Source organism: Pseudomonas sp. LG1E9 (assembly GCF_003290225.1).
GTDB lineage: Bacteria > Pseudomonadota > Gammaproteobacteria > Pseudomonadales > Pseudomonadaceae > Aquipseudomonas > Aquipseudomonas cyclaminis.
On sequence record NZ_CP029983.1, the window covers coordinates 3,491,640 to 3,505,543 of the forward strand.

The following is a 13,904-nucleotide window of genomic DNA, read 5'->3' on the forward strand; positions in this document are numbered from 1 at the left end:
CGTTTAGGGAAATAGCCGACGGACTAAGCCCAGACGTTAAAAGTTGTAAGCCCAAGGTAAATAGCCGGTAAAGGCGCTTTTCTTAATGCGCCCCAGTGCTTATCTTTCAGCCTCCCAAAGAAGAAGCTCTCGCGCCCAATGGTTGATCATTCCATGCAATCCTCCCCCCGCAACTCCCGTCGTTGGCTGTTCGGCCTGCTCGTGCTGCTGGTTATCGCCGGTCTGTGCTGGAAATTCTGGCCCGGTGGCGCGGCCCAAAAAGACGCACCGGCCGGGCACACCGGCAAAACCGGCATGGCGCGCCCCGGCTTCGGCGGTTCCACTGGCCCGGTGCCAGTGCGTGTGGCGCCGGCGGTGCTGGGAGAGTTTCCGGTGTACTACAAGGCGTTGGGCACGGTCACCGCGCTCAACACCATTAATGTACGCAGCCGGGTGGGCGGAGAGCTGGTGAAGATTGCCTTTGAAGAAGGGCAGATGGTCAAGGCCGGTGATCTGCTGGCCGAGATTGACCCGCGCAGCTATCAAAACGCCTTGCTCCAGGCCCAGGGCACGCTGATGCAGAACCAGGCCCAGCTGAAAAACGCCCAGGTCGATGTGGAGCGTTATCGTGGCCTGTACGCCCAGGACAGTATCGCCAAGCAGACCCTGGACACCGCCGAAGCGCTGGTTTTGCAATACCAGGGCACGGTCAAGACCAACCAGGGCGCGGTCGACGACGCCAAGCTCAACCTTGAATTCACCAGGATCCGTGCCCCGATCGCCGGTCGCGTCGGCTTGCGCCAGCTCGACGTTGGCAACCTGGTGGCCGCCAACGACACCACCGCCCTGGCCGTGATCACCCAGACCCAGCCGATCAGCGTGGCCTTCACCCTGCCGGAAAATACCCTGGAAACCGTGCTCGCCCGTTACCACGCCGGCAACAAGCTACCGGTGGAAGCCTGGGACCGTGGCGACGTAAAACAGCAGGCCATCGGCGTGTTGCAGAGCCTGGACAACCAGATCGACGTCACCACCGGCACCCTGAAATTCAAGGCGCGTTTCGATAACAAGGACAAGGCGCTGTTCCCCAACCAGTTCGTCAACGTGCACCTGCTGGCCGACACCCTGCACAACGTGGTGCTGGCGCCGTCTGCGGCGATCCAGTTCGGCAACACCGGCACCTTCGTCTACAAGCTCGATGGCGACAAGAAGGTCAAGGTCCAGCCCCTGGTAGTCGGCGACACCGACGGTGAAAACACCGTGATCAAGGAAGGCCTGGTCGCCGGTGACCGTGTGGTGCTCGAAGGCACCGACCGCCTCAAGGAAGGCAGCGAAATCGAAGTGGTCAACGACAGCACCGAAGTCCCGACCACGCCAACTGAACACCTGCAAGGCAAACCCGCGGCGAAAGGGGAGACCGGCGCTGACGCCGGCAAGGCGCAAAAGGTCGGCGCATGAACCTGTCGCGGCTGTTTATCCTTCGCCCGGTCGCCACCACGCTGAGTATGCTGGCCATCGTCCTGGCCGGCATCATCGCGTACCGCTTGCTGCCGGTTTCGGCCTTGCCCCAGGTGGATTACCCGACCATCCGGGTGATGACCCTGTACCCCGGCGCCAGCCCCGACGTGATGACCAGCGCGGTGACTGCGCCCCTTGAGCGCCAGTTCGGGCAGATGCCCGGCCTGACCCAGATGGCGTCCACCAGCTCTGGCGGCGCGTCGGTACTGACCCTGCGTTTCAACCTCGACATCAATATGGATGTCGCCGAGCAACAGGTGCAGGCCGCGATCAACGCCGCCACCAACCTGCTGCCCAAGGATTTGCCGGCACCGCCGGTGTACAACAAGGTCAACCCGGCAGATACCCCGGTGCTGACCTTGGCCATCAGCTCCAAGACCATGCTGCTGCCCAAGCTCAATGACCTGGTCGACACGCGCATGGCGCAGAAAATCGCGCAGATCAGCGGCGTCGGCATGGTCAGCATCGCCGGCGGCCAGCGCCAGGCCGTGCGCATCAAGGTCAACCCCGAGGCCCTGGCGGCCAACGGCTTGAACCTGTCGGATGTGCGCACCTTGATCGCCGCGTCCAACGTCAACCAGCCCAAGGGTAACTTCGACGGGCCGACGCGGGTGTCGATGCTGGATGCCAATGACCAGTTGGTCTCGCCCCAGCAATACGCCGAACTGATCCTGGCCTACAACAATGGCGCGCCGTTGCGCCTTAAAGACGTCGCGCAAATCGTCGACGGCGCCGAAAACGAGCGTCTGGCCGCCTGGGCCAATGAAAACCAGGCGGTGCTGCTGAACATCCAGCGCCAGCCGGGCGCCAACGTCATCGAGGTGGTAGACCGCATCAAGGCGCTGCTGCCGAGCATCACCGACAACTTGCCGGCCGGCCTCGACGTTACCGTACTCACCGACCGCACCCAGACCATCCGCGCCTCGGTCAAGGACGTACAGCACGAATTGCTGATCGCCATCGCCCTGGTGGTGATGGTGACCTTCCTGTTCCTGCGCCGGGTCAGCGCGACGATTATTCCGTCCATCGCCGTGCCGTTGTCCCTGGTGGGCACCTTCGGCGTGATGTACCTGGCCGGGTTCTCGATCAATAACCTGACGCTGATGGCCTTGACCATCGCTACCGGCTTTGTGGTGGACGATGCCATCGTGATGTTGGAGAACATCTCCCGTTACATCGAGGAAGGCGAAACCCCGATGGCCGCCGCCCTCAAGGGCGCCAAACAGATTGGCTTCACCCTGATTTCCTTGACCCTGTCGCTGATCGCGGTGCTGATCCCGTTGCTGTTCATGGCCGACGTGGTGGGGCGCCTGTTCCGTGAATTTGCCATCACCCTGGCAGTGGCGATCCTGATTTCCCTGGTGGTGTCGCTGACCCTCACGCCGATGATGTGCGCGCGGTTGCTCAAGCGTGAGCCCAAGGAAGCAGAGCAGGGCCGTTTCTACAAGGCCAGCGGCGCCTGGATCGACTGGATGATCGAAGCCTATGGCCGCAAGTTGCAGTGGGTCCTCAAGCACCAGCCGTTGACCCTGCTGGTGGCCATCGCCACCCTGGGCCTCACCGTGGTGCTGTACCTGGTGGTGCCCAAAGGCTTCTTTCCGGTGCAGGACACCGGGGTGATCCAGGGCATTTCCGAGGCGCCGCAGTCAATTTCCTTTGCCGCGATGAGCCAGCGCCAGCAGGCACTGGCCAAGATCATCCTGGCGGATCCGGCGGTGGAAAGCCTGTCGTCCTACATCGGTGTGGATGGCGATAACGCCACCCTCAACAGCGGCCGCCTGCTGATCAACCTCAAGGCCCACGGCCAGCGCGACTTGAGCGCAGCCCAGGTCATCGCCCGGCTGCAACCGGAAATCGACAAGTTGGTAGGCATCCGCCTGTTTATGCAGCCGGTGCAGGATCTGACCATCGAAGACCGCGTGAGCCGCACCCAGTACCAGTTCAGCATGTCCTCCCCGGATTCCGAGCTGCTGGCGCTGTGGAGTGACAAGCTGGTGCACGCCCTTGGCCAGTTGCCGGAACTCACCGACGTTGCCAGCGACCTGCAGGACAAAGGCTTGCAGGTGTACCTGGTGATCGACCGTGATGCGGCCTCGCGCCTGGGCGTCAGTGTGTCGACCATCACCGACGCGCTGTACGACGCCTTCGGCCAGCGCCAGATTTCCACGATCTACACCCAGGCCAGCCAGTACCGCGTGGTATTGCAGGCCCAGTCCGGCGAAACCCTCGGCCCGGATGCGCTGAACCAGATCCATGTGAAAACCACCGATGGCGGCCAGGTGCGACTGTCGAGCCTGGCCCGTGTCGAGCAGCGTCAGGCGCAGTTGGCCATCGCCCATATCGGCCAGTTCCCGGCGGTAATGATGTCGTTCAACCTGGCCCCCGGCGTAGCGCTGGGCAAGGGCGTGGAGCTGATCAACCAGACCCAGAAGGACATCGGCATGCCGGTGGGCGTGCAGACCCAGTTCCAGGGCGCGGCCCAGGCGTTCGAAGCCTCGCTGTCGAGTACCTTGCTGCTGATCCTGGCGGCGGTGGTGACCATGTATATCGTGCTCGGCGTGCTCTACGAGAGCTATATCCACCCGATCACCATCCTGTCGACCTTGCCGTCGGCGGCGGTGGGCGCCTTGCTGGCCTTGCTGCTCAGTGGCAATGACCTGGGCATGATCGCGATCATCGGCATCATCTTGCTGATCGGTATCGTCAAGAAGAACGCGATCATGATGATCGACTTCGCCCTCGACGCCGAACGCAACCAGGGCCTTGACCCGCAGACCGCGATTTACCAGGCCGCGCTGTTGCGTTTCCGGCCGATCCTGATGACCACCCTCGCGGCGTTGTTCGGTGCGGTGCCGCTGATGCTGGCCACCGGCTCCGGCGCGGAATTGCGCCAGCCGCTGGGCCTGGTAATGGTCGGCGGCCTGCTGGTGAGCCAGGTGTTGACGCTGTTCACCACGCCGGTGATCTACTTGTACTTCGATCGCCTGGGGCGCCGCTGGCGCAAAGAGCCGCAACGCCTGGAGCCGGTTGAGCCATGAACCTGTCCGGACCTTTCATCCGCCGGCCGGTAGCGACCCTGCTGCTGAGCCTGGCGATCATGTTGCTGGGCGGGGTGAGTTTCAACCTGTTGCCGGTGTCGCCGCTGCCGCAGATCGACTTCCCGGTGATCGTGGTTTCGGCAAGCCTGCCGGGGGCCAGCCCTGAGGTGATGGCCTCGACCGTGGCCACACCGTTGGAGCGCTCCTTTGGTGCGATTGCCGGCATCACCACCATGAGCAGTTCGTCGAGCCAGGGCTCAACCCGGGTGATCCTGGCGTTCGACTCCGACCGTGATATCAACGGCGCGGCGCGGGAAGTGCAGGCGGCGATCAACGCCTCGCGCAACCTCTTGCCCAGCGGCATGCGCAGCATGCCCACCTACAAGAAGATCAACCCGTCCCAGGCGCCGATCATGGTGCTGTCGCTGACCTCGGACGTGTTGCAAAAGGGCCAGCTCTACGACCTGGCTTCGACCATCCTGTCCCAAAGCCTGTCCCAGGTGCCGGGCGTGGGCGAAGTGCAGATCGGCGGCAGTTCACTGCCGGCGGTGCGCATCGAGCTGGAACCCAAGGCCCTCGACCAGTACGGCGTGGCCCTGGACGATGTGCGCACTACCATCGCCAACGCCAACCAGCGCCGGCCCAAGGGTTCCCTGGAAGACAGCGAGCGCAACTGGCAGATCCAGGCCAACGACCAACTGGAAAAAGCCAAGGACTACGAACCGCTGCTGATTCGCTACCAGAACGGCGCGGCCCTGCGCCTGTCGGATGTGGCGAAAATCACCGACGGCGTTGAAGACCGCTACAACAGCGGCTTCTTCAACAATGAGCCGGCGGTGCTGTTGGTGATCAACCGCCAGTCCGGCGCGAACATCATCGAGACCGTCCGCCAGATCAAGGCGCAACTGCCGGCGTTGCAGGCCGTGCTGCCGTCCAGCGTCAAGCTCAGCCTGGCCATGGACCGCTCGCCGGTGATCACCGCCACCTTGCACGAAGCCGAGATGACCCTGCTGATTGCCGTCGGGCTGGTGATTCTGGTGGTGTACCTGTTCCTCGGTAACTTCCGCGCCTCGCTGATCCCGACCCTGGCGGTGCCGGTGTCGCTGGTGGGCACCTTTGCGGTGATGTACCTGTACGGGTTTTCGCTGAACAACTTCTCGCTGATGGCGTTGATCCTGGCCACCGGCCTGGTGGTAGACGACGCCATCGTGGTGCTGGAGAACATTTCCCGGCATATCGACGATGGCGTGCCGCCCATGAAGGCGGCGTACCTGGGCGCCGAGGAAGTCGGCTTTACCTTGCTGTCGATGAACGTGTCGCTGGTGGCGGTGTTCCTCTCCATCCTGTTCATGGGCGGGATCGTTACCAGCCTGTTCCGTGAGTTTTCCATCACCTTGTCGGCGGCGATCATTGTCTCGCTGGTGGTGTCCCTGAGCCTGACCCCGATGCTCTGCGCCCGCTGGCTCAAGCCCCATGTCAAAGGCCGGATGACCGGCTTGCAGCGCTGGAGCCAGAAGATCAACGACCGCATGGTCGCCGGCTACGCCACGAGCCTGGACTGGGTGCTGCGCCATCGGCGCCTGACCTTGCTCAGCCTGTTGATCACCGTGGGCGTAAACATTGCGCTGTACGTGGTCGTGCCGAAAACTTTCATGCCCCAGCAGGACACCGGCCAGTTGATCGGCTTTGTGCGCGGCGATGATGGCCTGTCGTTCAGTGTGATGCAGCCGAAGATGGAGATCTTCCGCCAGGCCGTGCTCAAGGATCCGGCGGTGCTCAGCGTGGCCGGCTTTATTGGCGGCAACAACGGCACCAACAACGCGGTGATGCTGGTACGCCTCAAGCCTATCAGCGAGCGTAAAGTGTCCGCCCAGGCGGTGATCGAGCGCCTGCGCAAGGACGTGCCGCTGGTGCCGGGTGGGCGCCTGTTCCTGATGGCCGACCAGGACCTGCAATTTGGCGGCGGTCGCGACCAGACCAGTGCGCAGTATTCCTACATCCTGCAAAGCGGTGATCTGGCCGCATTGCGCCTGTGGTACCCGAAAGTCGTCACCGCGTTGCGCGGGCTGCCGGAACTCACCGCCATCGACGCCCGTGAAGGTCGCGGCGCGGCCCAGGTCACGCTGATTGTCGACCGTGACCAGGCCAAGCGCCTGGGCATCGACATGGACATGGTCACCGGGGTATTGAACAACGCCTACAGCCAGCGGCAGATTTCCACGATCTACGACAGCCTCAACCAGTATCAGGTGGTGATGGAGGTCAACCCCAAATACGCCCAGGACCCGATCACCCTGAACCAGATGCAGGTCATCACCGCCGATGGCGCGCGCGTGCCGTTGTCGACCATTGCCCATTACGAGAACAGCCTGGCGGATGACCGTGTGAGTCACGAAGGCCAGTTCGCCTCGGAAAACATCGCCTTCGACATGGCCGAAGGGGTGACGGTGGAGCAGGGCACAGCGGCTATCGAACGGGCGATTGCCAAGGTCGGTTTGCCCGAAGATGTGATCGCCAAGATGGCCGGCACCGCCGATGCCTTTGCGGCGACGCAGAAGGGCCAGCCGTTCATGATCCTCGGCGCGCTGGTGGCGGTGTACCTGGTGTTGGGCATTCTGTACGAAAGCTACATTCACCCGCTGACAATCCTCTCGACATTGCCTTCGGCCGGTGTCGGCGCGTTGCTCGCCATCTACCTGACGGGGGGCGAGTTCAGCCTGATCTCATTGCTGGGTCTGTTCCTGTTGATCGGCGTGGTGAAGAAGAATGCGATCCTGATGATCGACCTGGCACTGCAACTGGAGCGCAATAATGGGATGGGCCCCCTTGAATCAATTCGCAGCGCCTGCCTGCTGCGGTTGCGGCCGATCCTGATGACCACGTTGGCGGCGATTCTCGGCGCCTTGCCCTTGCTACTCGGCATGGGCGACGGCGCGGAAATGCGCCGGCCCCTGGGCCTGACCATCATTGGTGGCCTGGTCTTCAGCCAGATCCTGACCCTTTACACCACTCCGGTGGTTTACCTTTATCTCGACCGCGCGCGCCATCGTTTCAACAAATGGCGCGGCGTGCGGACCGATGCTGCCCTGGACACTGCGCTATGACCGATTCAACCTTTGCCAAATTGGCCATGACCCGCGGTTCCCGCGTCGCGAGCCTGGTGCTTTGCGGTGCATTGCTCAGCGCCTGTGCCATCGGCCCGGACTACAAACGCCCGGATGTCATCGAACCGGTGCAATTCAAGGAAGCCCAGGGTTGGCGCCAGGCCACGCCGAGTGATTCCCTGGCCCGTGGCGCCTGGTGGGAGTTGTACGGCGACCGTCAGCTCAACGATCTGGTGGTGCGCCTCAATACGGCCAACCAGACCGTGGCCCAGGCCGAGGCACGTTTTCGCCAGGCCCAGGCGTTGGTGCGCAGCTCACGCGGGGCGTTTTACCCGACGGTCGACCTGAGCGCCGGTAAAACCCGCGCCAGCCAGGGCACCGGCAGCAGCAGCGCCAGCCTCAGCAGTTCCAGCAGCGGGATCCGCGACACCCTCAATGCGCAGCTCGGGGTGAGCTGGGAAGCCGACATCTGGGGCAAACTGCGCCGAGGCCTGGAGGCCAACGAGGCCAGCGCCGAAGCCAGCTCGGCAGACTTGGCGGCGATGCGCCTGAGCCAACAGTCCGAACTGGTGCAAAGCTACCTGCAACTGCGGGTCATGGACGAGCAGACCCGTCTGCTGCAAGCCACGCTGGACACCTACCAGCGTTCCCTGCAAATGACCGAAAACCAGTACCGCGCCGGCGTCTCCGGCAAGGACGCGGTGGCCCAGGCGCAAACCCAGCTCAAGAGCACCCAGGCCAGCCTGATCGACCTGATCTGGCAGCGTGCGCAACTGGAAAACGCCATCGCAGTGTTGATCGGCGAAGCCCCGGCCAACTTCAACCTGGCCGTGAGCAAGGACATTCCGGCACTGCCACAGATTCCCGTGAGCCTGCCGTCGCAACTGTTGGAACGCCGCCCGGACATCGCCTCGGCCGAACGCTCGGTGATCGCCGCGAACGCCAATATCGGCGTGGCCAAGGCGGCGTACTACCCGGACCTGAGCCTGAGCCTGGCCGGCGGCTATTCCAGCAGCACCTACGCCGACTGGATCAGCTTGCCGAACCGCTTCTGGTCGGTGGGGCCGAAACTGGCGATGACGTTGTTCGACGGCGGCCAGCGCTCGGCTGAGGTCGACCGTACTGTGGCCAGCTACGACGAAACCGTGGCCAAGTACCGCCAGACGGTGCTGGATGGCTTCCGCGAAGTGGAAAACTACATGGTCCAGCTCAAAGTGCTGGAAGACGAGGCGGTGGTCAGCAATGAAGCGCTGGACGCGGCACGCGAGTCGCTGCGCCTGACGCAGAACCAGTACAAGGCTGGGCTGATTGCCTATCTGGATGTGGTCACCGTACAAGCGACTGCCCTGAGTAACGAGCGTACCGTATTGACCTTGCTGCAAACGCGCCTGGTGGCCAGTGTGCAGTTGATCGCGGCGTTGGGCGGTGGCTGGGACGGTCAGACCGCGATTGATGCCAAGGACTAGCATCGCGCTCCAAATGTGGGAGGGGCGGTGCGACGATTCGACTTGCCCCCGATGGCGGTGTCTCAGTCCCTACATCCATGACTGATCCACTGCCATCGGGGGCAAGCCCCCTCGCACATTTTGATCTCCACAGATCAGATACGTCTCAGGTTGCTTTTGATCCAGCCCACCCCTGCCAACCCGCCCGTTTTTAGCCGTTTAAAAGCCAGTCCTTTGACGCCAAATTAAAGGTGATGGCCCTCTGCTAATTAATCACCTGTTCAAGATTTATTGTCGCTACAATCGCGCGCTTTGCCACTTGGCACGGACGTTTCAAGACCGTTGCCCGCGAGAAATCCCATGCTCATCGGTAGTTATTCCACCCCCCTCGTCGTGATCTCCCTGTTCGTCGCGATCCTGGCGTCCTACACCGCGCTGGACCTGACCGGCCGCATCGCGACCGCCAGGGGCCGTGGCGTTTATTTGTGGATGGCCGGCGGTGCGTTGGCCATGGGCGTGGGCGTGTGGTCCATGCACTTCATCGGCATGTTGGCCCTGCGGCTGCCGTTTGCGCTGGGTTTTGACATCGGCATTACCGCGCTGTCGTTGCTGATCGCGATGCTGTCCTGTGGCTTTGCGTTGTGGCTGGTCAGCCAGGCGCGTTTGCCTGCGTGGCAGCTGGTGTTGGGTGCGTTGGTGATGGGCACCGGCATTGCCAGCATGCACTACACCGGCATGGCGGCGATGCGCATGACCCCAGGCATCGACTACGACCCCACGTTGTTTGGCCTGTCGCTGCTGATCGCCGTGGTGGCGTCCGGTGCGGCGTTGTTGATTGCGTTCAACCTGCGCCGTAACACGCCGTACGTATGTCTGGCACGGGGCGGCGCAGCGGTGGTGATGGGCTTTGCCATCGTCGGTATGCATTACACCGGCATGGCGGCTGCACGCTTTGCCGATGAAAGCTACTGCGCCGCTGCGTTGGACGGCTTGACCGGCAACGGCCTGGATAACCTGGTGCTGGTCACCACCCTGGCGGTGCTCGCCATTGCGTTGCTGACGTCGCTGCTCGACGCACGCCTGGAAGCCCGCACCGCAGTGCTCGCCGATTCCCTCAGCCTGGCCAACCAGGAACTGACTCACCTGGCCCTGCATGACATGCTCACCGGCCTGCCCAATCGCACCTTGCTGGCCGACCGGATTCAACAAGCCATGCAGGCGGTCAAAGAGCAGGGCGGTTGCTTCGCCTTGATGTTTATCGACCTGGATGGCTTCAAACCGGTCAACGATGCCTTTGGCCATCACATGGGCGACCAATTGTTGCGCGAAGTCGGCCTGCGCCTGCGCGAGGACTTGCGCAGCCATGACACCCTGGCGCGCATCGGTGGTGATGAGTTTGTGCTGCTGGTGCAATTGAGCCAGCCGGACGATGCCCTGCGCTTGGCCGAGCGCCAGGTCGGGCTGATCAACCGCGCATTCCATGTGGCCGAGCACGAGCTGAAAATCTCGGCCAGTGTCGGTATCGCATTGTTCCCCGGCAACGGTGGCAACCCCCAGGAACTGTTGATGAACGCCGACGCCGCGATGTACCACGCCAAGGGCATGGGCAAGAACGGCTACAGTTTTTTCGATGTGTCGATGAACACCAATGCGCGCAAGCAATTGCAGTTGTTGCAGGACCTGCGCAATGCCCTTGAGCAAGAGCAATTTCGCCTGTACTACCAGCCCAAGTTCGATGCGGTCAGTGGCATCCCCGTGGGCGCCGAAGCGCTGGTGCGTTGGGAACATCCGCAGCAGGGCCTGTTGTTGCCGGTGACCTTTATCGAACTGGCGGAAAAGACCGGCTTGATCATTCCCATCGGCGAATGGGTGCTCAATGAAGCCTGTCGCCAGATGAGCGTGTGGTATGCCCAGGGTTATGAGGATTGGCGCATCGCCGTGAACCTGTCGGCGCTGCAGTTCTGCCATGCGGGGCTGGTCAAGAGCGTGGCCAACGCCCTGGATCGGCATCAGTTGCCGGCCAACAGCCTGACCCTGGAAATCACCGAGACCACCGCCATGAGCGATGCCGACGCGAGCATGACGGTGTTGCAGCAGCTCTCGGACATGGGCGTCGACCTGTCCATCGATGACTTCGGCACCGGTTATTCCAGCCTGATGTACCTCAAGCGCCTGCCAGCCAACGAGTTGAAGATCGACCGCGGTTTTGTGCGCGACCTGGAGCACGACAGCGACGACGCGGCCATTGTTTCGGCCATCGTTGCCCTCGGCCAAGCCTTGGGATTGCGCATTGTCGCCGAAGGTGTGGAAACCGATGCGCAGCAGAACTTCCTGACGCGGCTGGGTTGCAACTCCCTGCAAGGTTACCTGCTGGGGCATCCGCTGCCGGCCGATGGTTTCATGGCGAATATCCAACGGGCCGAGGACGTATTGGCGCCTGACAAAAACCGTGCGTGACGGTTAGTATTGGATCCAACCCTATCACCAGGTTGGACCAGGAGACCGCACGCATGGACAAAGTTGTCATCATCACCGGGGGCAGTCGTGGCATAGGCGCCGAAACGGCATTGCTGGCAGCGCGTGAAGGCTATCGCGTTTGCATCAACTACCGCTGCGACGAAACAGCCGCCCTCGGCGTTCTGGAACAGGTGCGTGGCCTGGGTGCGCAGGCGATTGCGGTGCGGGCGGATGTCAGCATCGAAGATGAAGTGATCGCCTTGTTCCACCGCGTCGACGCCGAATTGGGCCGCGTGACCGCCCTGGTCAACAACGCGGGCACCGTGGCACATAAGTCACGGGTCGATGAAATGTCCGAATTCCGTATCCTCAACATCATGAAAACCAACGTGCTGGGGCCGATCCTGTGCGCCAAGCACGCGGTGCTGCGCATGTCGCCCAAGCACGGCGGGCAGGGCGGCAGCATCGTCAACGTTTCGTCAGTGGCCGCGCGCTTGGGCTCGCCGAATGAGTACGTGGACTACGCCGCCTCCAAGGGCGCGCTCGATACCTTCACTATCGGCCTGTCCAAAGAGGTGGCGGGCGAAGGGATACGCGTCAACGCCGTGCGCCCCGGCTATATCTTCACCGACTTCCATGCCCTGAGCGGCGACCCGGACCGGGTCAGCAAGCTGGAGTCCGGCATTCCCATGGCGCGTGGCGGCCGACCGGATGAAGTGGCGGAAGCGATTATCTGGTTGTTGTCGGATAAGGCCTCGTATGCCACCGGGACGTTTGTCGATCTCGGCGGCGGGCGGTGAGTCGGTAGCGTCTGTTCGGGCGCCATCGGGGGCAAGCCCCCTCCCACATTCAGATGTGTGAATACCCTCAAGTGTGGGAGGGGGCTTGCCCCCGATGATGTCAACACCACCCAGCCCTCAAAACGACCGCACAATCCGCCCCAACGTCTCCATCGCCTTCTCCGACGCCTCGGTCCACGGGCTGCCGTAGTTCAGCCGAATGCAATTGCGAAAGCGCTGGGTCGCCGAGAAGATCGGCCCCGGCGCAATGCTGATGCCTTGGGCCAAGGCCATCTGGAACAACTTCAGTGAATCCGTCTGTTCCGGCAATTCCAACCACAAGAAATACCCCCCGGCCGGCTGGCTGACGCGGGTCTGTGCGGGGAAATACCGGGCAATGGCGGCGAGCATGGCGCTTTGCTGCTCTTCCAGGGCATAGCGCAATTTGCGCAGGTGCCGGTCGTAGCCGCCATGTTGCAGGTAATCGGCAATCGCCGCCTGGGCCGGCATTGACGGGCACAGCGAGGTCATGAGCTTCAGGCGTTCGACTTTCTGCGCATAGCGCCCAGCGGCCACCCAGCCCACGCGATAGCCGGGCGCCAGGCTCTTGGCGAAGGAACCGCAGTGCATCACCAGGCCCTCGGTGTCGAAGGCTTTGGCCGGCTTGGGGGCCTGTTGGCCGTAATACAGTTCGGCGTAGACATCGTCTTCGATCAGCGGCACCTGATGGCTGCGCAACAACTCCACCAGCGCCTGTTTCTTCGCTTCCGGCAGGGTTGCGCCCATGGGGTTCTGGAAACTGGTCATGGTCCAGCAGGCCTTGATCGGGTAGCGCTCCAGGGCTTGCGCCAGGGCGTTGAGGTCGATGCCGTCGCGCGGGTGCACGGGGATCTCCACCGCCTTGAGCTTCAGGCGTTCGAGCACTTGCAGGCAGGCATAGAACGCCGGGGCTTCAATGGCTACCAGATCGCCGGGCTCGGTGACGGCTTGCAGGCACAGGTTCAGCGCTTCCAGGGCGCCGTTGGTGATCAGCAGTTCTTCCATCGGCAGCATCAGCCCGCCGACCATGTAGCGCAGGGCGATTTGCCGACGCAGTTGGGGGTTGCCCGGCGACATGTCCGTGACGACCAGGCGCGGGTCCATCTCACGGCTGGCGCTGGCCAGGGAGCGGGCCAGGCGCGGCAGCGGGAACAGCATCGGGCTGGGGAACGCCGAGCCGAAGGGCACGGTGTTGGGGTCTTTGATCGAGTCGAGTACCGAGAACACCAACTCGCTGACATCCACCTCGGTGGACTCGTGCACCTGTTCGCTCACCACCGGCTCGGAGAACGGGCTCGGCGCATGGGTGTTGACGAAGTACCCGGAACGCGGCCGCGCGCGGATCAGGCCACGGCGCTCCAGCAGGTAATAGGCCTGGAACACCGTGGACGGGCTGACACCGTAGGTCTGGCTGGCGTAGCGCACCGACGGCACGCGCTGGCCGGGCCCGAGGACGCCGGAGCGGATCAGTTCGGCAATGTCTTCGGCGAATTTTTCGTAGCGTTTCATGTTGGCCTTAAACAAGTGTTTTTTTGATACCGAGGT

At 62.8% G+C, this 13,904-nt stretch carries 7 protein-coding genes; 6 read left to right on the forward strand and 1 reads right to left on the reverse strand.

The features are described 5' to 3' along the window. The first annotated feature begins 138 nt into the window (after nucleotides 1-138). The 6 genes from DNK50_RS16080 (at nucleotide 139) to DNK50_RS16105 (ending at nucleotide 12,341) form a co-directional block, all read left to right on the forward strand. On the forward strand, nucleotides 139-1,437 hold the full coding sequence (locus DNK50_RS16080; RefSeq protein ID WP_099585182.1) for an MdtA/MuxA family multidrug efflux RND transporter periplasmic adaptor subunit: 1,299 nt from the start codon (nucleotides 139-141) through the stop codon (nucleotides 1,435-1,437). Next, nucleotides 1,434-4,535 (forward strand): MdtB/MuxB family multidrug efflux RND transporter permease subunit, encoded by a 3,102-nt coding sequence (locus DNK50_RS16085; protein ID WP_112195091.1) that lies wholly within the window; start codon nucleotides 1,434-1,436, stop codon nucleotides 4,533-4,535. The genes DNK50_RS16080 and DNK50_RS16085 overlap by 4 nt, the downstream gene beginning before the upstream one ends. Continuing rightward, entirely contained in the window at nucleotides 4,532-7,639 is a 3,108-nt protein-coding gene (locus tag DNK50_RS16090) for an efflux RND transporter permease subunit (RefSeq protein WP_112195093.1), read from the forward strand. The genes DNK50_RS16085 and DNK50_RS16090 overlap by 4 nt, the downstream gene beginning before the upstream one ends. Next, nucleotides 7,636-9,105 carry an efflux transporter outer membrane subunit gene (locus DNK50_RS16095; protein WP_112195094.1) on the forward strand — a complete coding sequence of 490 codons (1,470 nt, stop codon included), beginning with the start codon at nucleotides 7,636-7,638 and terminating at the stop codon, nucleotides 9,103-9,105. Before DNK50_RS16090 ends, DNK50_RS16095 begins: the two co-directional genes overlap by 4 nt. A 339-nt stretch (nucleotides 9,106-9,444) precedes the next feature. Continuing rightward, the gene (locus DNK50_RS16100; protein ID WP_112195096.1) at nucleotides 9,445-11,541 is read left to right on the forward strand and encodes a bifunctional diguanylate cyclase/phosphodiesterase; all 2,097 of its coding nucleotides are present in this window, start codon (nucleotides 9,445-9,447) and stop codon (nucleotides 11,539-11,541) included. A 53-nt stretch (nucleotides 11,542-11,594) separates the two neighbouring features. Further along, nucleotides 11,595-12,341 carry an SDR family oxidoreductase gene (locus DNK50_RS16105; RefSeq protein ID WP_112195098.1) on the forward strand — a complete coding sequence of 249 codons (747 nt, stop codon included), beginning with the start codon at nucleotides 11,595-11,597 and terminating at the stop codon, nucleotides 12,339-12,341. Between the two features lie 117 nt (nucleotides 12,342-12,458). On the opposite strand, the gene mapR is transcribed toward DNK50_RS16105, so the two are convergent. Then, complete coding sequence (gene mapR, locus DNK50_RS16110) at nucleotides 12,459-13,868, reverse strand: GntR family transcriptional regulator MpaR (RefSeq protein ID WP_099585176.1); 1,410 nt, start codon at nucleotides 13,866-13,868, stop codon at nucleotides 12,459-12,461. Nucleotides 13,869-13,904 lie beyond the last annotated feature (36 nt).

Excerpts from the sequence above, each read along its gene's own strand:
- DNK50_RS16080 (WP_099585182.1), top strand. The coding sequence starts at position 139 with ATGGTTGATCATTCCATGCAATCCTCCCCCCGCAACTCCCGTCGTTGG.
- DNK50_RS16100 (WP_112195096.1), top strand. The coding sequence starts at position 9,445 with ATGCTCATCGGTAGTTATTCCACCCCCCTCGTCGTGATCTCCCTGTTC.
- DNK50_RS16090 (WP_112195093.1), top strand. The coding sequence starts at position 4,532 with ATGAACCTGTCCGGACCTTTCATCCGCCGGCCGGTAGCGACCCTGCTG.
- DNK50_RS16095 (WP_112195094.1), top strand. The coding sequence starts at position 7,636 with ATGACCGATTCAACCTTTGCCAAATTGGCCATGACCCGCGGTTCCCGC.
- DNK50_RS16105 (WP_112195098.1), top strand. The coding sequence starts at position 11,595 with ATGGACAAAGTTGTCATCATCACCGGGGGCAGTCGTGGCATAGGCGCC.
- DNK50_RS16085 (WP_112195091.1), top strand. The coding sequence starts at position 1,434 with ATGAACCTGTCGCGGCTGTTTATCCTTCGCCCGGTCGCCACCACGCTG.
- mapR (WP_099585176.1), bottom strand. The coding sequence starts at position 13,868 with ATGAAACGCTACGAAAAATTCGCCGAAGACATTGCCGAACTGATCCGC.